Annotated in this window: 20 protein-coding genes and 1 pseudogene; 11 read left to right on the top strand and 10 right to left on the bottom strand. The window is 71.0% G+C overall.

Features of this window, described 5'->3' with window-relative positions:
* Nucleotides 1-10: 10 nt before the first annotated feature.
* Nucleotides 11-994 carry an aldo/keto reductase gene (locus OG622_RS05780; protein WP_371573912.1) on the bottom strand — a complete coding sequence of 328 codons (984 nt, stop codon included), beginning with the start codon at nucleotides 992-994 and terminating at the stop codon, nucleotides 11-13.
* Nucleotides 995-1072: 78 nt separating this feature from the next.
* Nucleotides 1073-2038 (bottom strand): DUF1152 domain-containing protein, encoded by a 966-nt coding sequence (locus OG622_RS05775; RefSeq protein ID WP_371573911.1) that lies wholly within the window; start codon nucleotides 2036-2038, stop codon nucleotides 1073-1075.
* A 302-nt stretch (nucleotides 2039-2340) separates the two neighbouring features.
* Between OG622_RS05775 and OG622_RS05770 the strand changes: the two genes are divergently transcribed.
* The gene (locus OG622_RS05770) at nucleotides 2341-3123 is read left to right on the top strand and encodes an alpha/beta fold hydrolase (RefSeq protein ID WP_371573910.1); all 783 of its coding nucleotides are present in this window, start codon (nucleotides 2341-2343) and stop codon (nucleotides 3121-3123) included.
* A gap of 33 nt (nucleotides 3124-3156) precedes the next feature.
* Here the strand turns inward: OG622_RS05770 and OG622_RS05765 are convergent, their stop codons facing one another.
* The 3 genes from OG622_RS05765 to OG622_RS05755 form a co-directional block, all read right to left on the bottom strand.
* Complete coding sequence (locus OG622_RS05765; protein WP_371573909.1) at nucleotides 3157-3948, bottom strand: hypothetical protein; 792 nt, start codon at nucleotides 3946-3948, stop codon at nucleotides 3157-3159.
* Nucleotides 3949-4059: 111 nt separating this feature from the next.
* Nucleotides 4060-4947, bottom strand: coding sequence for a Gfo/Idh/MocA family protein (locus OG622_RS05760; protein WP_371573908.1), 888 nt, complete (start codon nucleotides 4945-4947; stop codon nucleotides 4060-4062).
* Between the two features lie 62 nt (nucleotides 4948-5009).
* Nucleotides 5010-7787, bottom strand: a complete 2778-nt coding sequence (locus OG622_RS05755) for a SpoIIE family protein phosphatase (RefSeq protein ID WP_371573907.1) — start codon at nucleotides 7785-7787, stop codon at nucleotides 5010-5012.
* A gap of 329 nt (nucleotides 7788-8116) precedes the next feature.
* On the opposite strand from OG622_RS05755, the gene OG622_RS05750 reads away from it, so the two are divergent.
* The 3 genes from OG622_RS05750 to OG622_RS05740 all read left to right on the top strand — a co-directional run bounded on the left by OG622_RS05750 (nucleotide 8117) and on the right by OG622_RS05740 (nucleotide 12403).
* On the top strand, nucleotides 8117-10096 hold the full coding sequence (locus OG622_RS05750; RefSeq protein ID WP_371584012.1) for a DUF1996 domain-containing protein: 1980 nt from the start codon (nucleotides 8117-8119) through the stop codon (nucleotides 10094-10096).
* A gap of 94 nt (nucleotides 10097-10190) precedes the next feature.
* A complete protein-coding gene (locus tag OG622_RS05745; protein WP_371573906.1) occupies nucleotides 10191-10316 on the top strand; it encodes a hypothetical protein in 126 nt (41 codons plus the stop codon).
* 497 nt (nucleotides 10317-10813) lie between these two features.
* A complete protein-coding gene (locus OG622_RS05740; RefSeq protein ID WP_371573905.1) occupies nucleotides 10814-12403 on the top strand; it encodes a hypothetical protein in 1590 nt (529 codons plus the stop codon).
* Between the two features lie 35 nt (nucleotides 12404-12438).
* Here the strand turns inward: OG622_RS05740 and OG622_RS05735 are convergent, their stop codons facing one another.
* On the bottom strand, nucleotides 12439-12903 hold the full coding sequence (locus tag OG622_RS05735; protein ID WP_371573904.1) for an SRPBCC family protein: 465 nt from the start codon (nucleotides 12901-12903) through the stop codon (nucleotides 12439-12441).
* 300 nt (nucleotides 12904-13203) lie between these two features.
* Between OG622_RS05735 and OG622_RS05730 the strand changes: the two genes are divergently transcribed.
* On the top strand, nucleotides 13204-14217 hold the full coding sequence (locus OG622_RS05730) for a hypothetical protein (protein ID WP_371573903.1): 1014 nt from the start codon (nucleotides 13204-13206) through the stop codon (nucleotides 14215-14217).
* A 149-nt stretch (nucleotides 14218-14366) separates the two neighbouring features.
* Here the strand turns inward: OG622_RS05730 and OG622_RS05725 are convergent, their stop codons facing one another.
* A complete protein-coding gene (locus OG622_RS05725) occupies nucleotides 14367-14732 on the bottom strand; it encodes a cupin domain-containing protein (protein WP_371573902.1) in 366 nt (121 codons plus the stop codon).
* Nucleotides 14733-14882: 150 nt separating this feature from the next.
* Between OG622_RS05725 and OG622_RS05720 the strand changes: the two genes are divergently transcribed.
* A complete protein-coding gene (locus OG622_RS05720) occupies nucleotides 14883-17174 on the top strand; it encodes an MMPL family transporter (protein ID WP_371573901.1) in 2292 nt (763 codons plus the stop codon).
* 32 nt (nucleotides 17175-17206) lie between these two features.
* On the opposite strand, the gene OG622_RS05715 is transcribed toward OG622_RS05720, so the two are convergent.
* Both OG622_RS05715 and OG622_RS05710 read right to left on the bottom strand, forming a co-directional pair.
* Nucleotides 17207-19486: a M4 family metallopeptidase gene (locus OG622_RS05715; protein WP_371573900.1), complete on the bottom strand. Its 2280-nt coding sequence runs from the start codon at nucleotides 19484-19486 to the stop codon at nucleotides 17207-17209.
* A gap of 391 nt (nucleotides 19487-19877) precedes the next feature.
* Entirely contained in the window at nucleotides 19878-20693 is an 816-nt protein-coding gene (locus tag OG622_RS05710; RefSeq protein WP_371573899.1) for an SAM-dependent methyltransferase, read from the bottom strand.
* A gap of 166 nt (nucleotides 20694-20859) precedes the next feature.
* Between OG622_RS05710 and OG622_RS05705 the strand changes: the two are divergent.
* The 5 genes and pseudogenes from OG622_RS05705 (at nucleotide 20860) to OG622_RS05685 (ending at nucleotide 25310) form a co-directional block, all read left to right on the top strand.
* Nucleotides 20860-21593: pseudogene (locus tag OG622_RS05705) on the top strand (SDR family oxidoreductase).
* Between the two features lie 164 nt (nucleotides 21594-21757).
* The gene (locus OG622_RS05700; protein ID WP_371573898.1) at nucleotides 21758-21976 is read left to right on the top strand and encodes a hypothetical protein; all 219 of its coding nucleotides are present in this window, start codon (nucleotides 21758-21760) and stop codon (nucleotides 21974-21976) included.
* 454 nt (nucleotides 21977-22430) lie between these two features.
* The gene (locus OG622_RS05695; protein WP_371573897.1) at nucleotides 22431-23270 is read left to right on the top strand and encodes a class I SAM-dependent methyltransferase; all 840 of its coding nucleotides are present in this window, start codon (nucleotides 22431-22433) and stop codon (nucleotides 23268-23270) included.
* A gap of 337 nt (nucleotides 23271-23607) precedes the next feature.
* Nucleotides 23608-24687 (top strand): enoyl-CoA hydratase/isomerase family protein, encoded by a 1080-nt coding sequence (locus OG622_RS05690; RefSeq protein WP_371573896.1) that lies wholly within the window; start codon nucleotides 23608-23610, stop codon nucleotides 24685-24687.
* Between the two features lie 92 nt (nucleotides 24688-24779).
* Nucleotides 24780-25310 (top strand): GNAT family N-acetyltransferase, encoded by a 531-nt coding sequence (locus OG622_RS05685; RefSeq protein WP_371573894.1) that lies wholly within the window; start codon nucleotides 24780-24782, stop codon nucleotides 25308-25310.
* An 80-nt stretch (nucleotides 25311-25390) separates the two neighbouring features.
* On the opposite strand, the gene hemC is transcribed toward OG622_RS05685, so the two are convergent.
* Complete coding sequence (gene hemC, locus OG622_RS05680; RefSeq protein WP_371573892.1) at nucleotides 25391-26323, bottom strand: hydroxymethylbilane synthase; 933 nt, start codon at nucleotides 26321-26323, stop codon at nucleotides 25391-25393.
* Nucleotides 26324-26375 lie beyond the last annotated feature (52 nt).

The raw sequence follows: 26375 nt of genomic DNA, 5'->3' as shown, positions 1-26375 counted from the left end.
CCCGACCGCCCTACCAGCGCTCCTCCACCTGCTCCTTGACGCGCCGGTCGTACAGGTCCCGGATCGCCGTGAGCGTCTGGTCGGAGAGTGCCGGCAGCGCGGCGGCGGCCGCGTTGGCGCGGGCCTGGTCCGGGGTGCGGGCACCCGGGATGACCGTGGTGACACCCGGCAGTTGGATGATCCAGCGCAGCGCCAGCTGGGCCGGGGTGTAACCGTCGGGAGCCAGCGCGGCGAACTCGACGGCCGCCTCGACGCCCGTGCCGTAGTCGACGCCGGAGAAGGTCTCGCCCTGGTCGAAGGACTCGCCGTGCCGGTTGTACGTGCGGTGGTCGTTCTCCGCGAAGACCGTGTCCTTCGTGTACTTGCCGGACAGCAGCCCCGAGGCCAGCGGAACACGCGCGATGATCGCCACCCCCGCCTTCTCGGCCGCCGGGAGGACGTCGAGGAGCGGCTTCATACGGAACGGGTTGAGGATGATCTGCACGCTCGCCACGTTCGGCCGGGCGATCGCCGTCAGCGCCTCGGCGCAGGTCTCCACGCTGACGCCGTACGCGGCGACGCGCTCCTCCTCGACGAGGGTGTCCAGGGCGTCGAACACCTCGTCCGAGGAGTAGACGGGCGTGGGCGGGCAGTGCAGCTGGACCAGGTCGAGACGGTCCACACCGAGGTTGCGGCGGGACCGGTCGTTCCAGGCCCGGAAGTTGTCGAGGACGTAGTTCTCGGGGATCTGGTCCGCACGGCGGCCCATCTTCGTCGCGATGAACACATGGAGGTCGGGCCTGCTCCGCAGGAACGTGGCGATGGTCTGCTCGCTGCGCCCGTCGCCGTAGACGTCGGCGGTGTCGAAGAAGGTCACTCCTGCCTCGGCCGCCGCCTCCAGCACCGCCAGGGCTTCCTTGTCGTCGACGTCCCCCCAGTCGGCGCCCAGCTGCCACGTGCCGAGACCGACGACGGATGCGTGCTGATCCGACCTACCGAATGCGCGTTCTTCCATGGCGTCAGTCTGTCATCCGTCCTGTCCTCCGCTCCGCATGGTCAGCGGCATGGTCAGCGGCATGGTCGGTCGGCGTGGTCAGTGCGGGAAGACGCGCGGCTGGCGCTGCCGGGGCAGCTCGTCCCGGAACTCCTCGACGGCCGAGCTGATCTGCCGGGTGAGTTCGGTCTTCTCCAGCCGGTCGAGGTAGAGATTGCGGCGGGCGAGTCCCACCGCGTCCACGCAGAAGTACAGCGCCATCAGCGGGTTGATGAACAGTTCGCTGTTCCGGGTCCGGTCGGTGAAGCGGACGTCGCCGAACTCGCCGCGCACGGCGGCCGCGACGGAGCCGTTGACGATGCTCGGGTGGGTCGGTGTGCACTGTTGCGCGTGGGCCACCGCGTCCAGGTAGAGGGCGCCCTCACGGCTGTCGCGGGGCAGTGAGAACGCGCCGAGGTAGGCGCCGTCGCGCTCCAGCGCGGCCAGGTTCTCCAGGACCAGCGAGTGGTTGACCCCGTGGTAGGAGTCCACGCCGAAGCCCAGGCAGGCCACCAGCCGCTCCGGGACCTCGTCGAGACCGGCTACGGCGCCCAGACTCGCCATGTCCTCCTCCGGCGTCCCGAGCCCGTGCTCGTCACCGCGCATCAGGATGTCGGTGCCGCCGTCCACCAGGACGACGGCGTCCACCCCGCCCAGATGCTCGATGAGCGCGCGATAGGCGGCCCGCAGGGGGGCCACACCCGTACGGGACAACGCGTACACCGTGCTGGGCAGCCGGTGCAGGGCCAGCCACTGGGCCAGGGCACGCTCGGGGAAGTAGTCGCCGCGGAACGTGGTGTCCGGGCCGATGGCAGCGACGTCAGGCTCCAGCCACACGTCCTGGCTCAGGCCGTACAGATCGGCGAAGGACAGGTTCGCGAGATGGACCTCCTTGCCCGCCGACCGTAGGGAGAGGGCCAGCGGCAGGCCGGCGTAGACGTCGAAACCGCCACCGGCACCGGCTATGAGCACGCGCCGCGCGTCGCGCAGCCGTGTGAAGAACGGGGGTTGCTGGAGGGAGAACACCGGGGGAAGTTAACAGGGTGGTGCGGGAGCCGCGCGCGATTTCCGGGACCGCCCCTCGGACATGACCACATGAGCAGGCGCCGACGCGGCTGCCGACCGTCGGCCGCAAGGACCGTCAAACCCCACCATCGTCGGCCCCCGTGACCGTCGGCCGCCACGGCAGTTGACCCGCCGGTACGGCGGCCGCGAGCGCCGCTCCTCATATACGTCGGCGCACGACAGTGACGCGGGGCCGGACCGCCGGATACCGTACCGGTCAGTAACCGGATGGAACCGGACCGGACCGCACCGCAGGAGGCCCCATGCCGCAGCTCGAAGTCGACGGCGCCGCGCTGACGTACGACGACGAGGGCCCCCGCGACGGCGACGGCGTGCCCCTCGTGTTCGTCCACGGCTGGACCGCGAACCGGCACCGCTGGGACCACCAGGTGGCGCACTTCGCCGGGAAGCGGCGCGTGATCCGGCTCGACCTGCGTGGGCACGGCGAGAGCCGCGGCGCAGGAGTGCGCACGATCGAGGAGCTGGCGAGAGACGTGCTCGCCCTCCTCGATCACCTGGAGGTCGAGCGGTTCGTCCTCGTCGGCCACTCCATGGGCGGCATGATCTCCCAGACCATCACCCTCGCCCACCCCGAGCGGGTGGAGCGCCTGGTGCTGGTCAACTCCATCGGCCGTATGACCTACAGCCGCGGCCGTGGGCTGCTGATGGCGGCCTCCTCCCGCGTCCCCTACAAGCTGTTCGTGGCCGCCAACATCCAGCGGGCCTTCGCCCCCGGCTACCCCCGCGAGGAGATCCGCGCATACATCCGCGCCTCCGCGGCCACCCCGCGCGAGGTCGTCATGACCCTGTACGGCGCCATGCGCGCCTTCGACGTCCTCGACCGCCTCGGCGAGATCAGCACCCCCACCCTCCTCGTCCACGGCTACCACGACATCCAGCTCCCCGTCTCCCAGATGCTCCGCATGGCCAAGGCCTGCCAGGACGCCGAAGTGCGCATCCTGGACGCCGGTCATGAACTCCCCGTGGAGAAACCGGCGGAGCTGACCGCCACCCTCGACCGCTTCCTCACCGGCACCCGCCCCTGACCCCGCCACCGAATGCGGACCGGCCGGGCGTGGTCACATCGCCGTGCGCGACCGTGCCCGCCCCCGGCCGAGGAGGCCGCCGAGCGCACGGAGCCACGCGAGTACGGCGCCGACGACCGCGCGGGTCCGGGGCAGGCGGTCGATGTCCGCGGCGAGGGACAGGGCCGCGCCCGTCCAGGCGAAGCCGAAGGACCAGACGGAGAGCCACTCGCACAGGTACAGGGGCGTGATCAGCCAGTGGTCGCCCACCTTGGTGACCGCCGCCGCGGCGGCGAGCGCCATGAAGACGAGGATCAGTACACCGGCCACGAGGTAGGGACGCCGCACATAGGACCGTTCCTTGATGCCCGGCGCCCCGTACATGAAGAGGCAGAAGGCCGCCATCGCCGTCAACAGGGCGATGGCGAAGACCTGGTGGAACACGGAGACCGTCTGCTGGCCCGCGTCGCTCCCGGATCCCGGCGCGGTGGGGAAGAGGGCGACGCCGAGGGCGAAGAGTCCGGCGACGGTGCCCAGGACGTCGTGGAACCTGTTGAAGCGGTACACGACCAGGAAGATCCCGAGGGCGCACAGCCCGCCGACGAAGATGTCACGGGTGCTCGTGTAGTACGAGCCGCTCATGGAACCGGGCCAGACGTCCTCCCCGGTCCTGCCGTCGAGCCGCGCCGCGATCCAGTTGCCGGCCGGCAGCGCCAGGGGCAGCGCGACACCGATGACCCCGACCCCCATGCGCAGCCGCATGACCGTCCGCGCGTCCTGATCCTTCTTCCCGGCCGCCACCCTGCGCCGCAGGTTCTCGGCGGCGCTCCCGTCCGTCGCACTCACGGGCACCTCCTCGCGCTCGCGAAACGCGCGAGGCGAAGGCACGCCCGCCATCGGTCGATGTCCGGTATCAGTCGAACATAAACTCGAACGCGAGTGCGCGTCCCGTGCCTGTCAGCCGGTCAACTGCCCTTCCGCGGCCACCAGTAGTTCCGTCACCCGCAGAGCGAAGGCGGCGTCGCACGGATGCGGACGGCCACTACGGGCGGCCGCCAGCAGCGCGTCCCCCGCCCGTACGAGAGCCGGAACGGGACCTTCGTCGGACGTGGGCAGTACGGTCGTCCCGGCCCGGCCGCGCAGCTCGACCGTGGCGCCGGAGGCCGCGGGCGGGGCGGTGAGGCTGAGGGTGACCGTGCTGGACGCCCCGCCGGTGTGCAGGAGAATGAGATGGACGGTGTCCTTGGGCCCGCGCACGGCGGCGGCCACCTTCTCCACGTCCCCGAGGACCGGCAGCAGGACGGACAGGGCGTGCGGACCCACATCCCACAGGCCGCCCTTCTCCCGCCGCCACGGCGAGGCCGCGAAGGGGCTGTCGCTCTCCTCGTCGAACAGCGATCCGAACCACTCCGCACGGGCGGTGAACCAGCCCCGGTCGGCGGCATGTTCGGTGATCCACGCGTCGATCGCGGTCTGGAAACGGCCGGTGAAGAAGACGACCGACGCCACTCCGGCCTCCTCGACCGCCGCGACGACGGCCCGCCCCTGCTCGACGTCCGTCGACAGCGGTTTGTCCAGCAGCAGATGGCAGCCGGCCCGGGCCGCACGCACCGCGAGCGGTGCCTGGACGGAGGGCGGCAGCGCCACAGCCACCGCGTCCACGTCGGCGAACAGGGCATCGACGTCCTCGTACACGGGCAGTCCGCCGTGCCGGGCGGCGAGTTCCTTGGCCGCCTCCGGCCGCCTGCCCCACACCCCCACGAAGTCCAGCTCCTGGTGCGCGCTCAGTGCGGGGGCGTAGGTCATCTCGGCCCACGGTCCTGTTCCGAGCAGTCCGATACGCATGTTCCGGTCTCTCCTTGCGTGTTGGGGGCCGTGTCTCTCGGAACAGGGCCTCTCGACGACCGTCAGGGCAGCGCCTGTTCGGTCCAGATGGTCTTGCCCGTGGGGGAGTAGCGGGTGCCCCAGCGCTGGGTGAGCTGGGCGATGAGGTAGAGGCCGCGGCCGCCCTCGTCGGTCGTGGCGGCGTACCGCAGATGGGGCGAGGTGTGACTGCTGTCGGTGACCTCGCAGATCAGCTGGCGGTCGTGGATGAGGCGGACCCGGATGGGGCCGCCGCCGTACCGGATGGCGTTGGTGACCAGCTCGCTGAGGATCAGCTCGGTCGTGAACTCCAGCTCCTCCAGGCCCCATTCGGTCAGTTGCCGGGTGGCGTCGGCGCGCGCCCGGCGGACCGCCGCCGGGTCGCCGGGCACCTCCCACTCGATGACACGGTCGCTGTCCAGCGCGCGGGTGCGGGCGACGATCAGCGCGATGTCGTCACTCGCCCGGCTCGGCGGCAGCGCGTCGAGCACGGCCTCACAGGTGCCCTGCGGTGAGGTGTCGGCCCCGGTCAGCGCGGTGCGCAGTAGTTCGAGACCGTCGTCGATGTCCCGCTCCCGGTGCTCGACGAGGCCGTCGGTGTACAGCACGAGCCGGGTGCCCTCGTCGAGTTCCAGCTCGGCCGTCTCGAAGGGCAGTCCGCCCAGACCGAGCGGTGGACCGGCCGGTACCTCGGGGAACTCGACCGTGCCGTCGGGGCGGGCCACCGCCAGCGGCGGATGACCGGCCCGGGCGACGTCGCAGCGCCGCGAGACCGGGTCGTAGATCGCGTACAGGCAGGTCGCCCCGGTGATCGGGGCGGTGCCGTCCAGGGCCGCCTCGTCCTGGTCGATACGGCTGACCATCTCGTCGAGCAGCCCGAGGATCTCGTCCGGCGGCAGGTCCAGCGCGGTGAAGTTGTGGACCGCGGTACGCAGCCGCCCCATCGTGGCCGCGGCGTGCAGCCCGTGGCCCACGACATCGCCCACGACGACCGCGACCCGGGTGCCGGACAGGGGCAGTACGTCGAACCAGTCCCCGCCCACCCCGGCCTGCGCGGGCAGATAGCGGTAGGCGATGTCCAGGGCGCTCTGTTCGGGAAGGTTGCGCGGCAGCAGGCTGCGCTGCAGGGTCTCGGCCATCGTGTGCTCGCGTGTGTAGCGGCGCGCGTTGTCGATGGAGACCGCCGCGCGGGCGACGAGTTCCTCGGCGAGGGCCAGCTCCTCCTGGTCGAACGGCTCGGGCTTCTCCGAGCGCCAGAAGTTGGCGACACCCATCACCAGCTGTCCCACGCGCAACGGCACGGTGATCAGCGAGTGGATGCCGTACTCGACGACCTGCGCGGACCGTTCGACATCCTGCGCCTGCCAGCCGGATGCCCCGCTGAGGTCGGCCACGAGGGTCGAACTGCCGCTGTCGATGCTGCGGGCCTGCGGCGAGGAGGGGACGAGGTCGATCCGCTCGCCCACCTTGTACAGCGGCGCGTCCTTGCGGATCCCGCTGCACGCCGTACGGCGCAGGGTGGTGACCGTATCGGGTTCGTCGCCGCTCAGCGCCGCGGGGGCCAGGTCCACGGTGACGAAGTCCGCGAACCGGGGGACGGCCACCTCCGCCAGCTCCTCGGCGGTGCGGGTGACGTCCAGGCCGGTGCCGACGCCCACTCCGGCGTCGTAGAGCAGCCTCAGGCGCTCCCGGGCGGACTCCGCGCGGCCGGACAGGGCGCGCAGCTCGGTGGAGTCGCGGAGCGTGGCGACGCTGCCGGACGGCTCCCCCTGCAGATCGGTGGCCCGCTGGTTGACCGCGAGCAGCCGGTCGCCCACCAGGTGCACCTCGTCGTTGGCGACGCGCCCCGAGGTCAGCAGGTCGGCCATGTGTGATTCCAGGCCCAGGGCGTGGACGTCCTGCCCCTCGGCGTCTGCGGGCAGATCGAGCAGACGGTGCGCCTCGTCGTTGGCGAGCAGCAGCCGGCCCCCGCCCCCGACGATGATCACGCCCTCCCGCACGGCGTGCAGCACCGCGTCGTGGTGCTCGTACATGCGGGTCATCTCGGACGGACCGAGGCCATGGGTCTGGCGCAGGAGCCGCTTGCTGACGAGCGCCGTGCCCGCCGTGGCCAGGGCGAGGGCCGCCGCGGCGGCGGCCAGCACGAGGGGCAGCTGCTGGTCCGCGACCCCGCCCACGTTCTCCGTGGTGATCCCGGCCGAGACCAGGCCCACGACCTTGCCGTCCGGATCCTTGATCGGTACCACGGCCTGGACGAGCGGGCCGAGGGTGCCGTTGACCTCCTCGGTGAAGGACTCGCCCTTGAGCGCGGGTCCGAGGGTGCCGACGAACTGCTTGCCGATGCGGTCCGTCTTCGGATGGGTGTAGCGGATCCCGTCGGTGTTCATCACGACGATGAAATCGACCTTGGACTGGATCCGGGCGGCCTCGGCCCTCGGCTGGAGCACCGCCGTCGGATCGTCGCTGCTCAGTGCCTCCCGGGTGCCCGGCGCGTTGGCGAACGTCTCCGCCACGGCGAGCGAACGGTTGTGCGCTTCCTCGCTGCTGTCGTGCCGTACCTGCAGGACCAGCGCGACCACGGCCGACACGACCAGCACCAGCACGATCACGACCTGCAGCAGGAACACCTGCCCGGCGACACTGCGCCCGCCCAGCGTCGACCGTAGCCCCGCGAGCGGGCCCTGTCCGGCTTCCGGCTCCCGACTTGCGCCGCCGTCGGATCCGTGCGGCACCCGCCGGGCGCGGTCGTCCCGGCCCTGCGCGGGCCGACCCTTTGGGCGGCGGGTCGATTGAGAGCGAGATCGACCCAGGAGACGGACCATGTGCCCATGTCTACACTGCCCCGCGCCCGGAGGCGAGAGGGGGTCACGCGCTGTCACGGTCCATGGCGCCGGCAGCACGGTGCACAAGGCGTTCTCCACCGCTGTGACCACCTGGGACGTGCCGCTTCCTGTCGGGTTCCTGTGAATTCACGAGACGTTTGAACGCACGGCGGTCCGGCTCCGTATTTGGCTGGGGTTTTCCCTGCCCGGATCCGACCACGACGTTGTAGGAGCTATCCGTGGGACGTACCACCAGGCGCAGACGCCCATCAGGAGCACGGCGCGCGACCTCCGCCGCGATCGCGCTGATCTTGGGCGGAGGCGGGCTCGTGGTCGTCAACGTCTACGCGTCGGCCACCGAGGGCGACCCGACGGACGACTCCGTCCAGCAGGTCAACTCCGCTGCCGGCACGATCGACTGCCCGGACGTCGGCGACGGACTGACGGAGGTGCCCGAAGGAGCACGGGCCGAGGTCGACAAGGAACTCGCCGCCCTGGACCAGCAGACAGCCGAGGCCTACCAGCGGTTGCAGAACTCCGCGCAGGCCCAGCAGCAGGACGGCGGGTTCGCCGACAACGCGATCATGAACCCGCTGAAGGAGAAGCGGGCCGCGACGATCGAGCGGATCGCGATCGCCATCGACCGCGTCGGGGACCGGCCCGACGGACTCGACTCCCTGGCCGCCTGCCAACTGCGCCCCGCCGAGAACCAGAACGCCGGCCAGGACGGTGGCGAGCAGAACGGCGGCGGTCAGGACGACGGCGGCGACGGCCAGGACCAGGGCGACCAGCAGGGCGGCCAGGGCCAGCAGGGCAACGGCGGTCAGGCCGGCAACGGGCCGGTGGCCGCGGACTACGCCGACATCAGGTCCGTCCAGCCGAACGCCGGGAACCGGAGCGGGCAGCAGAACGGCTCCACCGGCTCGTTCAGCACCGCCTGCGGTGTGAACGCCAACGGTGTGTTCAACTCCGACAACGTCATCGTCGCCCCCGGTGTGTCCAACGGCGCCCACCACTTCCACGACTACGTCGGCAACCAGGACAACAGCGCGTTCGCCGGCGACGAGGACCTCGCGGCCGCCGACACCAGCTGCGAGAACCAGGGCGACAGGTCCTCGTACTTCTGGCCGGTGATCCGGCTGCAGAACGGCACCGCCGAGCAGGACGCCAACTCTCCCGGCGGTGGCATCGAGGGCAACGCCGGTCAGATCGTGACGCCCAAGGACGTCACGATGACGTTCGAGGGCAGCCCGCGCGGCGACGTCACGGAGATGCCGCGGCTGCTGCGCATCATCACCGGCGACGCCAAGGCCTTCGTCAACGGCCCGGCCAACGTCAACGCGTCCTGGAGCTGCACCGGCTTCGAGGACCGCCAGCTGAAGGACAAGTACCCGCTCTGCCCCGCCGGCAGCGACGTCGTGCGTACCTTCGAGTTCCAGAGCTGCTGGGACGGCCGCAACATCGACAGCGCCAACCACCGCACCCACGTGGCCTTCGCCGCCGCGGACGGCAGCTGCGCCGCCGGCTTCAAGGCCATTCCGCGGCTGGTCCAGCGCATCGTCTACGACGTCGACGCCCCGAGCCTCCAGGACGGCGGCCGTACGACCCCGCTGTTCGCCGTGGACTCCTTCCCCGAGCAGCTCCACAAGCCCGTCACCGACCACGGCGACTTCATCAACGTCTTCGACGAGGACCTGATGCGGGAGATGGTGGACTGCATCAACGGCGGTCGCGAGTGCGACGCGGCCGACGTCGGCGGCGGCGGCCAGGGCAATGACGGTGGCCAGGACAACGGTGGCGACCAGGGCGGCGACACCGGTCAGGGCGACGACCAGGATCAGGGCCAGGAGCAGCCGGGCAACGACCAGGGCCAGGACGAGGGCCAGGACGAGGGCCAGGACGAGGGTCAGAACCAGGACGAGAACACGGCCGAACCCACCCAGACCGCGCAGGCCCCCGGCGCCGGGGACGACGAGGCGAACCAGGGCGGCGACAAGGAGCCCCAGGTCCTCGGCTCGGTGAAGGCGACCCAGCGCGGCAACGCCGCCGGGGACGAGGGCGCCGACGAGGGCGCCGAAGAGGGCGCGGACGACGGCGGTGACAACGGCGGCGCGGTCGTGGCCCCCGAGCAGACGACGCCCGTCGCCAACATCCCGTCGGCCGCCGGCCAGCCCGGCTCGCAGGGGTCCGAGTCGGCGACGGGCGACCTCGCCGAGACCGGGGCGCAGTTGTGGCCGGCGATGATCGGCGGCGTGGCCGTGCTGGCCGGCGTCGTCCTGCTCCGCCGGGTCAGGCGCGAGGGCTACTGACCCCGAAGAACCGTCCGGATGCGATCCCCATGCTCCGCCAACCCTGTTGATTCGAACGGGACTTGTTCCAGTATCGAATGACTTGGGGCGGAGCATGGCGGAGTTCTGGGCCCGGCGGCTGCCGCTGCTCGCCGATGTCGCGTCGGCCGCCGTGGTGCTCGTGGCCATGGTGGCCGTCCGGCTGGGCTCGGGAAGCGGCACCGACGCCCCCTGCCCGTGACGGTCGCTCTCGGCGCGGTGATCGCCGGAAGCCTGGCGGCCAGGCGCCGCGCCCCACCGGCGGGGTACGTGGTGGGCACCGCCCGGCCGGCGACGACGGCGCCCTCGGCCTCGCCCTCGCTCTCGGCGTCGAACTGCCGCTGCCGTGACCACCACCCGGGCTGCCGCGGCCATGATCGTCCGGGTGCTCCTGACCGACGACGCCCGTCGACCGGGCGGCCCCCGCCCGTCGCGCCCCGGATCCCGGACCGGACGCGGAAAAAACCCCGCCCGTCGAGCGAACCGGACGGTGACCCCCGTGCGTCAAGAGGCTGTGGGGACTGTGACTTTCACGCGTCGGCGGGCGGGCGAACGATCTCTTCGCGCCACCTCTCGGGCGTGGTCACGAATAGAAGTCGATCTCTGTCGGCGCCCGGGAATCACCTGTCGCCGCATCGAGTTTCGGCCGTACACTGACAATTCGTAAGCATGCGGGTGGAGTTGACGGGGGGACCCGAGATGTCCGGGGATCAGTACGGCGTAAGGGACCAGGACGGCTGGAGCCACAGCTACGTCGTGCCGCCGGTGCCGCCCATGCCGCCGGGACCGCCGCCCGGCCCGGCGGACGGCTGGCGGGCCGTCGGGGTGGGCCTGCTGAACCTCAGCGGTCTCGGGCTCGGCTACGCCCTGATGCGCCGGCCGCTCCTGACGCTGCTGTGCTGGGCGGCCACCGGCCTCCTCCTCTTCACGGTGCTCCCGGCCGACCCCGACGGCGTCTCGGGCGCGACCCTCACCGTCTACGGCCTGTTCCTGCTCCTCGTGGCCGCCCACGGCGCCTTCCTCGGTCTGCGCAACCGCCTGGTGTGGCCCGCGAAGTCCCCGCTCGCCATCGCGCTCGGCGTCCTTCTCCTCGGCGTACCGGTAGCGAGCGGTCTGCTGTACGAGACCGCGCGGAAGGAAGCCGTCGAGGAGATGCTCCTGGACCGGCTGGAGAAGGCCGACGACCTCGTGGACAAGGCCTCCGGTGGGACCTTCTCCACGACCCAGTCCGAGTTCCGCAGGGCCCTGACCGCCTACGACGACCTCCGTACCGACCACCCGGACTCCCGGGCGGCCGAGAAGGTCCCGGACCGGCTGAAGACCTTCTACACGACGGTCGGCGCCCCCTACGAGAAGCAGGAGTACTGCGCCGCGGTCGCTCCCCTCGAATACCTGCGCACGGTCCCGCAGACCGTGAGCAAGCAGGACCTCGGCTCGCTGGCCGCCTGGCCCGACGACCGGCTCGCCACTTCGCTGTACGAGTGCGCCTCCGGCAGCCTGGCGGGCAACACCGCGGGCTGGCAGGACCAGTTCAGGGACCTCCTCACCACGTTCCCCGAATCGGACCAGGCGGCGAAGGTCGAGCCCGACGTCAAGGCGGCCGTCGACAAGGCCGTCAAGGCTGTGAGCGGCGACGACCCGTGCACCGCCGTGGACCAGCTGGGCACGCTCGGCGGCCAGGTCAAGGCGCTGCCGGGCGACAAGGCGGGCGTGGCCGACGCTCTCGCCGCCGACGCCGGACGGGCCGAGAACGCCGCGTCCGCGGGCGTCTACACCTGCGGCGTGGACCAGTACAAGGACGGTGACTTCGCCGAGGCGGTGACGTCGATGAACGACTTCGTCGACGCCAACAAGAAGCACAAGAACGCGCCGCGCGCGAAGAAGATAGCGATCGCCGCCGAGATCGCGCAGGAGGTCCCGGCGGCCGGCAAGAAGCTGCCCACGACGCGTTCCGGCGGCAGCATCTCCGTCACGGTCAAGAACGACAGCCCCGACGAGATCCAGGTCATGTACACCGGCCCGGTGACCGGCACCTTCACCCTCAAGGGCTGCGGCACCTGCTCCAGTTACGACTGGAGCAGCACCCTGGTCACCGGCTTCAAGCCGTGCAGCGGCAACGACAACTACCCGCAGCGCACGATCAGCCTGCCGGTGGGCACCACGTACTTCCTGCACAAGCCGAAGGGCGAAAGCGCGTCCAGCGCCGCCTCCGACACCGCCAAGCTGGAGTCGGGCTACATCTACACGGAGTGCGCCTACGTGACCTCGGGCTACGGCCTGGACTCCTGACGCACACCCGGTGACCGGAGGGCCGCAGGCGCGGCTCAGCTCCTGCGGCCCTCCACCCACCCGGCGACATCGTCGAGATCCTTCGCGACGGCCCTGCGCACGGCACGGGCGCCGACGGAGCCCATGACCTTGGCGAGCAGGCCCGCGACGGCACCGGTCGACTCCGCCGAGAACGTCATCCGGATCGTCGTCGACTCAGGTCCGTCCGTCCGCAGCACCCACTCCGAGACATAGCGGGAGCCGTGCGACTCGGCCTCCACCACATAGCGCTCGGGCGGCTCGCTGACGGTCACCCACATCTCCTCGGTGGCGTCCTTGCCGAACATGCGGCGGGTCTCCCGCCACCGCGTGCCCACCCCGAAGCCCCCGTCCGAGAGGACCTCCACCCTCGTGACACCGCTGAGCATCCGATCCATGCCGCCGAGGTCCGTCAGGGCCTCCCACACCCGCCCCTGAGAAGCGGCGACCCGCCGCTCGACTACGACACTTCTGCTGGTCATGACTCCCATGAAAGCACCGGGCACCGACCCCCGCCCCGTGACGGCCGCGGCCCCGGCCGGTTCGCCAGGTTGCGTAGTCGGGGTGCGTAGTTCTACGGACGACCGCGCCGGAGGCGTTCTGAGAGGCTTGGATCTTCAGGTGCGGCCGGGGCCCCCGCGGCCGCATGGAAGGGGTCGGGCCGCGGGTACTTCTCCTCCACGCGTTCGAACACGACACCCTGCCGCCCGGTCCGGCGGCCCTGTCGGGCGAGCTCCGTCTCCGCCGCCGCACCCCGTCCACCACGACACGAGGAGAAGCCGATGACCGAACGTCCCGAGGGCGCGCCGGCCCAACCGCAGCCGCAGGACCAGCCGTCCGCGTCCCCGGCCTGGCCGCCCCCGGCACAGCCCGACCCGCGGGCAGCCACGCCTCAGCAGGCCCCGCCCGCAGCGCAGTCCCAGCCGGAGGGGCCGGCTCAGGCGCCGACGCCGACCCAGGCGGAGATACCGATCCCTGCGCAGGTACCGACCCAGGCGGCGACCCCGAGCGCCTACCCCTACCCGAATCCCCAGTCACCGGCCGGCTACGGCCCCCCGGTCGCGCCACTGCCGGCCCAGGCCCATCCGTACGGCCAGCCTGCGGGCGGATACCCGCCGAGCGGCTACCCGCCCCTCGGCGCCCCGCCCGCGACGGGCGCCGGCGGACGCGCCGTGCTGTGGGTACTGGTGGGCGCGGTGGTGGCCTCCGCCGCGTGGGCCGGCGGTGTCTTCCTGCTCGGCAAGGACGACACGGAGGCGGACCTGCGCGGGTACGAGGCCAAGTCCAACCTCTGTTCTTCGGTGGAGTACGCGTCGTTCAAGAACGAGTACCCGGAGGAGGACGACGCGCCGGTGAACAACTCCCTGGAGCACGAGGCCCTCGACCAGAGCTACTGCAGCATCTCCCTCAAGACATCCTCGACCTCCTCCCTCTCCGACGCGTACTTCTCGGTCCAGCTGGACCTCCACAAGAAGACCGACCCCGGCCCCGAGTTCACGGCCCTGTGGTCCGAGTACGACCAGCGGTACGAGGACTACGACGTGGACGAGGTCTCCGGCTTCGGTGACGAGGCGTATCTCGTCACCGAGGACACCACCTCCGGCGACGACACCAGCGGCAGCCGGTCGGCCACCCTCGCGGTGCGCGACGGCTGGATGACGTACGAGATGAGGTGGAGCGCCTACGGCTCCACCTACGACGACGTGGCGATGCCGGAGGTGAACGACGTCGTGGAGTGGCTCAAGAGCGACACGAACGCGACGCTGGACAACCTGCGGGACTCGGACGGGATCTAGCTGGTACTGCAACGGTGCTACTGGGGCACGGGATCCAGGGCCGGCCGACGGGAGCAAATCGAGGCCGCAGGGCTCGAACGTGCGTGCGGACCGGACGGAGGCGGGGCGCGCACGCCACCGCCTCCGGCCCCTCTCGCACCTGGCTCGGCTCAGTTGTCCTTCGCCTTGGCGTAGTCCTTCGCCATCTGGCCGGCGAAGTCGTACACCAGGCACTGCTCGTCGCCCACGACCCACGCGTCGTGCCCCGGCGGGCACACGAAGGCGTCGCCCGGTCCGAGCTCGCCCTCACCACCGTCGTCCATGCGGATGTGCATGCGCCCCCGGACCACATAGCCGTTGTGGTGGACCTGGCAGCTCTCCGTGCCCGCGATGGGGGCGACGGACTCCGACCAGCGCCAGCCCGGCTCGAACGTGGCCACGGCGAAGTCGAGCCCCGTGAGGTGCACGGCCTCCAGGTGACCCCGAGGGAAATCGCGCCGCTCGTCCGGCTTCTCGACCGTCTTGATCTCCAGCATGACGGCTCCTTCCGCTAGGCCGTCCCACCTTCCCATCGTCCGCCTGTCAAGCCGGGGCCGCCAACCGGGGGGACGGTTCCCACCGGAGGTGCCGGGCCACCGGGAGCGTCGTGTAATGGGGTCCGGGAGATCGCTCCCGTGGGAGAGACGATGCGCTCAGGTCGTTCCGGTGGGGAAGGCGGGGCCAAGGCCGCGGGCAGGCTGCGGCGGCTCGGCGAGTGGTGCGCCCGGCACTTCGTGGTCGTCATCGTCGCCTGGCTGGTCGCCCTCGCGGCCCTGCAGGTGCTGAACCGGTCCTACGGCGGCGACTACTCGGACGACTTCGACCTCCCGGGCGTGCAGTCCACGGAAGGCCTGGACGTCCTGGAGAAGCACGATCCGGCGGCCGGCGGCTACAGCAGCCAGATCGTCCTGCACGACAAGGACAAGGCGCTCACCTCCCTCGGCTCCCAGATGTCCGACACGGTCGACGACCTGCAGAAACTTCCGCACGTGCTGTCGGTGCAGAACCCGCTCACCGCACCTTCCACACAGCCGTCGCAGTCGTCGTCCCAGTCGCAGCAGCCGAACGTCGGCCCGCTGTCGTCCGACCAGAAGACCGCGTACATCACCGTCCGCTTCGATGTGCAGCCCTCGACCCTCAAGGACAGCTACCTCGACGGCGTGGACGACTCGGTCCAGCCGCTGCGGTCGGCGGGCGCCGAGGTCGAGTACGGCGGACCGCTCGGCGAACTGGCCCGTCCCGCGGCCGACGACCGGGTGAGCGAACTCATCGGGTTCGCGGTGGCGATCGTCGTCCTGCTCGTCGGCTTCGGCAGTGTGATCGCGGCCGGTCTGCCCCTGGTGACCGCGCTGCTGAGCGCGGTCGGCGGCCTCGCCTGTCTCGGGCTGCTCGCCTCCGCCTTCACGTTCGCCACCGTCTCCCCGACCCTGGCGACGATGATCGGCCTCGGCGTGGGCATCGACTACGCCCTGTTCCTGATCACCCGTCACCGGCAGAACCTCATGAACGGCGCCGACCCGGTGCGCGCGGCCGGTTACGCCGTGGCGACCAGTGGCCGCGCCGTCCTCGTCTCCGGCTGCACGGTGATCATCGCCCTGTGCGGGCTGTACACGTCCGGGGTGAGTTTCATCGGGAAACTCGGCCTCGCGGCCGCCGTCACCGTGGTCTCGGCGGTCATCGGCGCCCTGACCCTCGTCCCGGCCCTGCTGGGGCTCATCGGCCGCCGCATCGACCGCTACCACGTGCGCAGGCCGGTCGCCGAGACAGGCGTCGAGGAGGGCGCCGAGATCGAGGGCACCTGGCACCGCTATGCCCAGCGCGTGGAGCACCGGCCCTGGCAGTTCCTGGCCGCGGGTGTCACGACCATCGCGATCCTCGCCATCCCGGTCTTCTCCATCCAGCTCGGCCACATCGGCGACGGTGCCGACCCCACCTCCTTCACCGACCGGCGCGCCTACGACCTGATGACCGACGCCTTCGGCCCCGGCTCCAACGGCCCGCTCACCGTCGTCATCGACCAGACCTCCGTCCCGTCGTCCGACCGCCAGAGCCTCCAGAGCACCGCGCAGAAGAACCTCGACGCCGTGGAGGGAGCGCACGCGGTCACCCCGCTCTCCGTCACCCAGGACGGGGACGTCCTCGTCGGCACGGTCTACTCGAAGGAGTCCCCGCAGAACGCCGACACCACGGACCTGGTGAACCGCCTGGTCGACGACACGCTGCCCGCCTCCGTCTCCGGAACCAAGGCCGAGGGGTACGTCACCGGCACCACGGCCGCCCAGGTCGACTTCCGCGACATCGTGGCGAGCCGACTGCCGCTGATCATCGCCGTCGTCGTGGCCCTGGCCTTCCTGATCATCCTCATCGTCTTCCGGGGCCTGCTCGTCGCGTTGAAGGCGGCGGCTCTCAACGTCCTGTCCATCACCGCCTCGTACGGTGTGGTCGTCGCCGTCTTCCAATGGGGCTGGGGCGGCCCCGCCCTGGGTGTTTCCGGCAAGGTGCCCATCGAGAGCTACGTCCCGATGATGATGTTCGCCATCATCTTCGGGCTGAGCATGGACTACGAGATCTTCCTGCTCTCCCGTGTCCACGAGGCCTGGCTGCAGACCGGCGACGCCCGCGCCGCCGTCGCCCACGCCCTGGAGATCACCGCGCGCGTCATCACCTGTGCCGCCCTGATCATGGTGAGCGTCTTCGCCGCGTTCATCATCAGCGACAACATCGTCGTCAAGATGCTCGGCCTCGGCCTCGCCGTGAGTGTCCTCATCGACGCGACGGTCGTACGGCTGCTCCTCGTCCCGGCGGTGATGACTCTCCTCGGCCGTCACGCCTGGTGGACCCCGCACTGGCTGGACCGCGTGCTGCCGCACATCGACGCGGAGGGGAACACGGCCGAACGGCCGGTCCCGCAGGCGCAGGACCGACCGCTCAGCAGCTGATTTGCTTCAGCGCGACGTTAGTTGACGGTGCGTCAGAACGTCAGCTTCCAGCTGTTGATGTAACCGGTGTCGAGGCTGGCCACGTCCTGGACCCGCAGTTTCCAGGTGCCCGCGGCGGTCTCGGAGGCGGCGTCCACCGTGTACGTCGCGACCACGTTGTCGGCCGAGTCGGACGAGGCGGAGTTCTTCAGCCGGTACGCCGTACCGTCCGGGGCCACGAGGTCGATGACCAGGTCACCGCGCCAGGTGTGGACGATGTTCACGTCCACGGTGAGCGCGCTGGACGCCGCTCCGGCCCGGTTGACGTTGATCGGGGACTCGACGGTGGAGTTGTCGGGGATCTGGTAGTCGGCGGTGTTCTCGAACACCGACTGGTTCCCCTCCTCGTCCACGCGCCAGGCGAAGCTCGCCGTACCGGTCTCGTCTGCCGCGTCCGTCACGGTGATGGTCGGCGTCCAGTTGCCGGCCGTGGTCGGCGTACCCGAGACGCGGCCCGTGGCGGCGTCGATGGACAGCCCGTCGGGCAGACCGGTGGCCTCGTACGACAGGGCGCCGGCGTTCGTGGACGACGCCTGGACGTCCAGCGTGACGGCCTGGCCGGTCAGGGAGTACTGGGCGGCCGGCGGGACCACCGTCACGCCGTCGAGGATCCGGGAGCCGACGTTGATCGCGGCCCAGGCGTTGGCGGTGTTGTTGTAGGTCACCGAGCCGAGCCCGTACAGGTCGGCGGCGGCCTGCAGGGTGGCGGTGCGGGCGGCCGCGTAGTTGGTCGTGGACGTCATGTACGTGGTGAGCGCCCGGAACCAGATCTTCTCGGCGGCGTCCCGGCCTATCGGCGTCACCGGAAGCCCGTCGAAGGTCGGCGAGTCGTAGGAGACGCCGTTGACGACCTTCGCGCCGTTGCCCTCGGAGGCCAGGTAGTACCAGTGGTTGGCCGGGCCCGAGGAGTAGTGGACGTCGACGTTGCCGAGCGTGGAGGACCAGTAGTCGCGCGAGGAGCCGTCCCTGCTGGGCTTGTCCATGTACCGCAGCGGCGTGCCGTCGCCGTTGATGTCGATCTTCTCGCCGACGAGGTAGTCCCCGACATCGCTGGTGTTGCCGGCGGCGAACTCCACGGCGGCGGCGAAGATGTCGGAGGTCGCCTCGTTCAACCCACCGGACTCACCGCTGTAGTTGAGGCCGGCGGTGACCGAGGTCAGACCGTGCGTCATCTCGTGCGCGGCCACGTCGATCGAGGTGAGCGGGTTGGCGTTGCCCGACCCGTCGCCGTACGTCATGCAGAAGCAGGAGTCCTGCCAGAACGCGTTGACGTAGTTGTTGCCGTAGTGGACCCGGCTGTACGGCGCGACCCCGTCGTTGCGCAGCCCGTTCCGACCGTGGACGTTCTTGTAGTAGTCCCAGGTCAGCGCGGCCCCGTAGTGCGCGTCCGCGCCGGCGGTCTCCAGGTCGGCGGCGGTCCCGTCGCCCCAGACGTCGTCGGTCCCGCTGAACAGCGTGCCCGTCCCGGACGAGCCGCGGTTCAGGTTGTACGTCCGGTGGTTGCCCCGGTCCGCGTCGGTCAGTGTGTACGACGAGCCCGACTGGCTGGTGCCGAGCGTGACCGAGCCGCTGTAGCGGGTGTTGCCCGTGCCGGTGTGCACGGCCTCGTACTCGAACAGCTTCTTCCCGGTCTGCGCGTCGGTGATGACGTGCAGTTCGCTGGGTGTGTCGTCGTGCTGGAAGCCGCTCACGACGGTCTCGTATGCGAGGGTCGGCGTGCCCTTCGCGGCCCAGACGACCTTGCGGCTGCTGTCCGCCTCGGTCTTGGAGGAACCTTCCTCCTTGGCCGCCGCGAGCGCCTGCTTCTCGGCCGCGGCCCCGGTGATCCCGGCGCTGAGGTCCGAGACCTTCAACTCGGGCTTGTAGGCCCGGGTGACACTCTCGACCGCGCCGCTCTTGGCGGCGTGGACGACCAGGTCGCCGCCGAGCACCGGGAGTCCGGCGTAGGTGCGCTCGTAGCGGGTGTGCACGGTGCCGTCGGCGTCCTTGACGACGTCACGGACCCGCAACTCCTCCTTGCCGCCCAGGTCAAGGCGGTCCGCGGTGGTGTCCGTGGCCTTCTCGGCCTTGCGGATGAGGGTCTTGCGCTGGGCGGGAGTGAGCTGCGCGGGCAGGGCCCCGCGGTCCGGCTTCGCGGCCGCGGTACGGGCGGTGCCTTCGCCGCCGTCACCGCGTGCCATCGCCGGGGCGCCCGGGACGGCGACGGCGAGCATCGCCGCCGCGACAACGAGGGCGGCCGTGGCCGTGGTACGTCTGTGGGGGGTGGATCTCACGCGAACTCCTTAGCTGCGGCCGACGTTGGACGAACGGCCGTACGAAGGACCCGGTGCACGGGTCGAGGCACCGGGTAGTGCAGGGAGTACTGCGATGCGGGTGCGCGTGCGCCGTCGTGAGACGGGATGGACACAGAGTGACAGACGCGAGCCAGGTATGTCAGGGGCATATCAAGTCTTTGGCCGGAAACTGATCGATCATCGACCATTGGTGACCTGGCGCTTCCCGGCGGCGGCGCTCGGAGTGGGGCGTACGCGGTCGTCGGCACTCACCGGCCCTGCTCGGGAGCCCGAAGACAGCAGAGCGGGCCTGGATGGTGGTGAAACCCCCCAGACCCGCACCACTTCACATCACGGCATCACGGCGTGACAGTTTCGGGGCAATGCGGCATCACGGCTTGCGGGCGAGGCCGCCGTGTTCGGCGACGACCTGCGGGGCCGGGTCGGTGGTGTCCGGGCGCCAGAGGGGGACCGAGACGACGCCGGGGTCCAGGAGTTCCAGGCCGTCGAAGAACGAGGTGATCTCGTCGACGGTGCGCAGGTTGTACGGCACGGCGCCGCTCTCGTTGTACCCGTCCTGGGCCCGTTCGAAGACCGGGTCGATGCCACGGGAGCCGTCGTTGATGGAGAGGTAGCTCCCGGACGGCAGCGCCCCCAGCAGACGGTCGATGATGGAGCGCGCCCGGTCATGGTCGGCCACGTGGCCCAGGATGTTGCTGAGGATCAGCGCGGTGGGCCGGCTGAGGTCCAGCGTGTCGGCGGCGGCCGCGAGGATACGGTCCGGGTCGAGCACGTTGGAGTCGACGTAGGCGGTCGCCCCCTGTGGCGTGGAGTAGAGCAGGGCACGGGCGTGGGCCAGGACCATCGGGTCGTTGTCGACGTAGACGATCCGGGTCTCGGGCGCGATCCGCTGCGCGACCTCATGGGTGTTGTCGGCGGTCGGCAGACCCGTTCCGACGTCCAGGAACTGCCGTATGCCCGCCTCGGCGACCAAGTACGTGATGTTGCGGCGCAGGAAGGCGCGGCTGCTGCGGGCGATGGTCACGATGCCGGGGAAGACGGCGGTGTACGCGTCACCGGCCTGCTCGTCGACGGGGTAGTTGTCCTTCCCGCCCAGCCAGTAGTTCCAGATGCGGGCCGAGTGGGGCACCGAGGTGTCGATCTTCTGATGCGCCGCAGGTCCGGGCGTGGTCGCGTGGTCGGTCATGTCTACCGTCCGTCTTTCAGCCGAAGCGAGGAGTTTCAGACACAACTTACGTCCCGACACCCGTACTCCGTACGTCAGTTCACATTTCCGGTGGGCCCGAACAGGGGAACCCGGTCCTGAGAAACGAGTTTGACGGTGCCGCGCTGCTCGGGGACGATCGCACGCCGTGACGAACAGCAGTGAGCAGGACCGGTTCACCCAGGACGGAAACCCTTCCGCGCCCCGCCCGCGGGCCTTGGTCACCGGCGTGGGCCGTACCGCCGGTATCGGCGTCGGCATCGCCCGTCGGCTGGGTGCGTCGGGGTGGGACGTCGCCTTCACCCACTGGCCGCCCTACGACGACCGCATGCCCTGGGGCAGGGAGTCCGGGGCGACGGAGGTGATCAGTCGATCCCTGGCCGCACACGGCGCGTCCGTCACGGCGGCGTCACCGCGTTGGTCATGTGTCACTGCGAGTCGGTCGACTCCGGTCTCCTCGACACCACCGTCGAGAGCTTCGACCGCCACTTCACCGTCAACGCACGCGCCACCTGGCTGCTCATCCGTGAGTTCGGGCGCCGTTTCGCGGTTGAGCCGGGGAGCGGCCGGATCGTCAGCCTCACCAGCGACCACACCGTGGGCAACCTCCCCTACGGGGCGAGCAAGGGAGCCATGGACCGGATCACCCTCGCCGCCGCCCATGAACTCGCCCACCTCGGCGTGACCGCCAACGTCGTCAACCCCGGCCCGGTCGACACGGGCTGGATGACCGAGGAAGTCCGGGCACACTGCGTCCGCGCCACCCCGCTCGGCCGCCTGGGCACCCCACAGGACACCGCCCACCTCGTCGACTTCCTCTGCTCCCACGAAGGTCAGTGGATCAACGGCCAACTGCTCATGAGCAACGGTGGTTCTGCCTAGAGCGCGGCTCTTTCGGGGGAGGGTCTGCCCGGTGGCCCGGTGGCCCGGTGGCCCGGTGGCCCGGTGGTGCGTTGAGAGGGGGCGGGCGGGAACTTCTTGGATCGAACTGGCGTCCATCTTGTTGAGGCTGAACGCACCTGGTGCGCGACGGAAGCAGGGTTGCCATGACGACGAACGACCCGACCAAGATCGAGACCACGCTGGCTGACGGCCGGCGCATGACCCTGTCGCTGCCTCCGACGGACGCGGAATGGGCCGCCGACGGAATCAAGGCCCTGCGCCCCGTCCCGCCCACGCACACCGGCCGCGGCCAGGACCCTCCGGCTCTGCCCGAGCGCCCCGCGCTTCCCCTCGAAGTCGCCCTGCTCGGCTTCGCCTTCTAGCAGGCTCCTCCTACGGACGCGCGAACCGGTCACCGGCGGCGGTACCTCGTCGGTGTCGCCGATCCCGACTCCCCCGAACTGCGTGTCGACGGAACCGGCAACCTCGCATGCGGGAATGGTCCGACGACGACCGACGAGTTGGCCGACGCGGTCGCCACCGGGCCCGGGACCACGCGCGCCCGGCTCCGTGACCGCGCGGGCGGGGTTCGCGGCCACCGAACTGCGGCGTCGGCCGCCATCGTGAGATCGGACCGCAGGTCACGCCGTACTGCCCGGCACCCCTGCTTCGCGCAGGCGGGAACTCGGTGACGGTCCTCGAAGTCGAACGACTCGGCTGGGAGCAGGAGTTGCGGGACCGCCCCGAGCTGGGACCGCCGCAGGAGTACGTCGAGGAGTGCGACCGACCCGAGTAGCGTGCGGGTCCGCACGGACCGGGCGGGTGAAGGGAATCGACATGCCTGAGGGATGGGAGTGGGACCGCACGCTCTTCCAGGGAAGCGCGGCCCACTACGGGCGAGGCCGGCTCCCGTACGCTCCCGGCTTTCCCGACGCCCTCGCCGAGGCGCTAGGTCTGGACGGCCGGGGCGGACTCCTCGACGTCGGCTGCGGCCCGGGGACCGTGCTGCTGCCGATGGCACGGTTCTTCACGGAGGCCGTCGGCGTCGATCCGGACGAGGACATGCTGGCCGAGGCCGAGCGACAGGCCGGACATCGAGGGGTGACCAACGCGCGCTGGGTGGCCGCCCGTGCCGAGGACCTGCCGGCGGGACTGGGGGAGTTCCGGGTGGTGGTGTTCGCGCAGTCCTTCCACTGGATGGATCGCGACCGGGTCGCGGCCACCGCGCTGGACATGCTGGAGCCGGGCGGCGCGCTCGTCCACGTGAGCGACCTGAAGGACTCGCCCCCTGAGCCGGCGCCGCCGCCCGCGCTCGGGCCGCCGTACGACCGCATCGCTGACCTGGTACGCCGGTACCTGGGCCCGGTGCGCCGAGCGGGGCAGGGCGTGCTCGTCAACGGCACGCCGGGCGGGGAGGAACTCGTCATCGAGCGCGCCGGTTTCGAGGACTTCGCGCGACTTGTGGTGCCGGCCGGGGACGTCGTCACCCGTACCACGGACGACATCGTCGCGTGGACGTTCTCCCGGTCCGACTCGGCGCCGCATCTGTTCGGCGACAGGCTCGCGGACTTCGAGCGGGACCTGCGCGCGCTGCTGGAGGAGACGGCCCCCGACCACCGCTTCGCGGAACGTCTTCCGGCCACCGAGATCAGGACTTGGCGCAAGCCTCTGCCGTGAGCCGTGAGCCGTGAGCCGTGAGCCGTGAGCCGTGAGCCGTGAGCCGTGAGCCATGGCGTCAGCGGCGGGCTGGCGGCGCTGTCGTTGGGACTGTCGGTGGCCGCTGTCGGTCTCGGGCGGTCTCGGGGCCGGGAGAGATCTAAGGGCCATGCCCGGGGCGGAGGTGTGGAGGAGCGGGTCGGGTACGCTCGGCGGTCCGGGGCGCCGACAGACTCGGGCGTGGACCGGCGACCGCACCCACCGCGATCGTCCGGGACCCGCGTGCCCACCAGATCCTGCAAGGAAGCGACGAGATCATGCGCGTCAGCGTGGCCCGAGGCCTGACGGAGGCCTGCCGATGACCGGCGGCGAAGAGCCCGTCCTCCTGCACACCGTCGGCCGGGCCGCTCACATGACCCTCAACCGTCCGAGGGCCCTCAACGCCCTCAACCACGCCATGGTGCGGCGCATCGACGAGGCGCTGACCGCCTGGGAGCACGACCCGGCCGTGGAGACCGTCGTGATCACCGGCGCGGGGGAGCGCGGCCTGTGCGCGGGCGGCGACATCCGCGTCGTCCACGACGACGCCCGCGACGGGGACGGCACCGCCTCGGCCGCGTTCTGGCGGGACGAGTACCACCTCAACGCCCGAATCGCCCGTTACCCCAAGCCGTACGTCGCCGTCATGGACGGGATCGTGATGGGTGGCGGCGTCGGTGTCTCCGCGCACGGCAGCGTCCGCATCGTCACCGAGCGGTCGAGGATCGCCATGCCCGAGACCGGCATCGGCTTCGTACCGGACGTCGGCGGCACCCATCTCCTGGCCCTCGCGCCGGGCGAACTCGGCACCCTCCTCGCCCTGACGGGCGCGCAGATCGGCGCCGGTGACGCCCTGCTGTGCGGACTCGCCGACCACTACGTACCGTCCGCGTCGCTCGGGCACCTGCTCGACGACCTCGCCGAACTGCCCGTGAGGGAAGCCGTCGCCCGGCAGGTGGGGCAGCCGCCGCCCGGCGAACTGGCCGGTCAGCGGGAGTGGATCGACTCCTGCTTCGCCGCCGACACGGTCGAGGAGATCGTCCGGCGGCTCCTCGCCCACGGCGACCCGGCCGCGAAGGAGACCGCCGAGACCCTGCTCGCCAAGTCGCCCACCGCGCTCAAGGTCACCCTGGCCTCCATGCGCCGCGCCCGCCGACTCGGCTCCCTGGAGCGAGTGCTGGAGCAGGAGTACCGCGTCTCCTGCGCGGCCCTGGCCAACGCCGACCTGGTCGAGGGCGTCCGCGCCCAGGTCATCGACAAGGACCGCAACCCCCGCTGGTCCCCGGCCGCCCTCGCCGACGTCACCGACGCCGACGTGGAGCGCTACTTCCAGCCGCTCGGCGACCGCGAACTCGGTCTCGCCCGGCTCGACGACCCCGCAGGGGAGACGGCCCGGTGAGCGAGCCCGGCCGCCCACCGCCGTACGCAGAAGCCGTGCACCGCCGTGCACCGGACGACACGCGTCCTCCCCGCTCCCAGTAGGCTGCAGGCGTGACCGACACCCCCCACGGCATACGGATCAGGCCGGGTGGCCCGGCCGATGCTCCAGCCGTCCTCGGCATGCTCGACGCGGCGGTGGCCTGGATGAACGAGCGTGGCAACACCGAACAGTGGGGCACGATCCCGTACTCGCGGCGGCCCGACGGGGCGGCACGGGTCGAGCGGTACACCACCGAGAACACCCCGTACATCGCGGAGCTGGACGGAACACCCGTCGGGGCCTTGGTGCTGGACTCCGGCCCCAGCCCGCAGATGCCCATCGCACCGGCCGGGGAACCCGAGCGGTACGTCCGGCTACTGGTCTCCGACCGCCGCCACGCGGGGCGGGGCATCGGCGCGGCCCTGCTGGCCCACGCCGCCGAGGAGACCCGCCGGGCCGGCGTACGGCTCCTGCGGGTGGACTGCTGGGCGGGCGGCGGCGGCCAACTCGTCGCGTTCTACGAACGCAACGGCTTCACCCCCACCGACCGCTTCCTCTCCGACACCTGGCCGGGCCAGGTACTGGCCCGGCGCGTCGACTGACCGGGCCGCCACGCGTCACCGACCGTTGTCGCCGAGCGTCGTGATCGACCACCGGTCGATCCGGCAGGTCCGGGCGAGGGTCAGTGGGGGATGCCGTCGATGAGGTCTCGCGCGCCCTGGCGGAGCAGGGCGACGGCGACGGAGGTGCCCAGGGTCGCCGGGTCGAGGCGGCCCGCCCATTCGTGGGCGTTGATGACCGTCTTGCCGTCAGGGGTGAACACGGAAGCGCGGAGGGAGAGTTCGCCGCTGCGGTCCGTCCGGGCGAACCCGGCGATGGGGCTGTTGCAGTGGCCCTGCAGGACATGCAGGAACATCCGCTCGGCGAGGGTCTCGCGGTGCGTGTCCGGGTCGCCGAGGCCGCTGACGGTGTCGATGGTGAGGGCGTCGCCCTCCCGGCACTGGAGCGCCAGAATGCCCGCGCCGATCGGCGGCATCATCGTCTCGACGGACAGGACCTCGCTGATCACGTCCGCGCGGCCGATCCGCTCCAGCCCGGAGACGGCCAGCAACAGCGCGTCCACCTCGCCGGCGGCGAGCTTCTGCAGGCGGCGGTTGGCGTTGCCGCGGAACGGCACGCACTCCAAGTGTGGGTGGGAAGCGGCGAGTTGCGCCGTACGCCGTACGGAAGAGGTGCCGATACGAGTCCCTGCGGGCAACTCGTCCAGGGTGCGCCCGGCGGGGTCCACAAGCGCGTCACGGATGTCGTCCCGCTTCAGGAACGCGGCGAACATCGTGCCGGCGGGGAGGGGCCGGTCGGCGGGAATGTCCTTCACACAGTGCACGGCGAGATCCGCCTCGCCCGCGACGAGAGCGGCGTCGACCTCCTTGGTGAACGCCCCCTTGCCCTCGACCTGGGAGAGATCGCCCATCCACTTGTCCCCGGTCGTCTTCACGGGGACCACTTCGGTGCGCAGCGCCGGGTGGAGCACGGCGAGTTCGGCGCGTACACGCTCCACCTGGGCCAGAGCCATGGGCGAGTCTCGGGAAACGATGCGAATCAGGTCCTGCGACATAAAGGCACGATAGCCCCTCGGGCCCGGCCCCCGTGACCACCCCCGCCCCCAC

Source organism: Streptomyces sp. NBC_01314 (genome assembly GCF_041435215.1).
Taxonomy (GTDB): Bacteria; Actinomycetota; Actinomycetes; order Streptomycetales; family Streptomycetaceae; genus Streptomyces.
The sequence above is the reverse complement of the archived record's forward strand: the minus strand, read 5'-3'. Positions and strand labels throughout refer to the sequence as shown.

Excerpts from the sequence above, each read along its gene's own strand:
- OG622_RS05780 (WP_371573912.1), bottom strand. The coding sequence starts at position 994 with ATGGAAGAACGCGCATTCGGTAGGTCGGATCAGCACGCATCCGTCGTC.
- OG622_RS05770 (WP_371573910.1), top strand. The coding sequence starts at position 2,341 with ATGCCGCAGCTCGAAGTCGACGGCGCCGCGCTGACGTACGACGACGAG.
- OG622_RS05760 (WP_371573908.1), bottom strand. The coding sequence starts at position 4,947 with ATGCGTATCGGACTGCTCGGAACAGGACCGTGGGCCGAGATGACCTAC.
- OG622_RS05755 (WP_371573907.1), bottom strand. The coding sequence starts at position 7,787 with ATGGTCCGTCTCCTGGGTCGATCTCGCTCTCAATCGACCCGCCGCCCA.
- OG622_RS05745 (WP_371573906.1), top strand. The coding sequence starts at position 10,191 with ATGGCGGAGTTCTGGGCCCGGCGGCTGCCGCTGCTCGCCGATGTCGCG.
- OG622_RS05740 (WP_371573905.1), top strand. The coding sequence starts at position 10,814 with ATGTCCGGGGATCAGTACGGCGTAAGGGACCAGGACGGCTGGAGCCAC.
- OG622_RS05735 (WP_371573904.1), bottom strand. The coding sequence starts at position 12,903 with ATGACCAGCAGAAGTGTCGTAGTCGAGCGGCGGGTCGCCGCTTCTCAG.
- OG622_RS05730 (WP_371573903.1), top strand. The coding sequence starts at position 13,204 with ATGACCGAACGTCCCGAGGGCGCGCCGGCCCAACCGCAGCCGCAGGAC.
- OG622_RS05725 (WP_371573902.1), bottom strand. The coding sequence starts at position 14,732 with ATGCTGGAGATCAAGACGGTCGAGAAGCCGGACGAGCGGCGCGATTTC.
- OG622_RS05720 (WP_371573901.1), top strand. The coding sequence starts at position 14,883 with ATGCGCTCAGGTCGTTCCGGTGGGGAAGGCGGGGCCAAGGCCGCGGGC.
- OG622_RS05710 (WP_371573899.1), bottom strand. The coding sequence starts at position 20,693 with ATGACCGACCACGCGACCACGCCCGGACCTGCGGCGCATCAGAAGATC.
- OG622_RS05700 (WP_371573898.1), top strand. The coding sequence starts at position 21,758 with ATGACGACGAACGACCCGACCAAGATCGAGACCACGCTGGCTGACGGC.
- OG622_RS05695 (WP_371573897.1), top strand. The coding sequence starts at position 22,431 with ATGCCTGAGGGATGGGAGTGGGACCGCACGCTCTTCCAGGGAAGCGCG.
- OG622_RS05690 (WP_371573896.1), top strand. The coding sequence starts at position 23,608 with ATGACCGGCGGCGAAGAGCCCGTCCTCCTGCACACCGTCGGCCGGGCC.
- hemC (WP_371573892.1), bottom strand. The coding sequence starts at position 26,323 with ATGTCGCAGGACCTGATTCGCATCGTTTCCCGAGACTCGCCCATGGCT.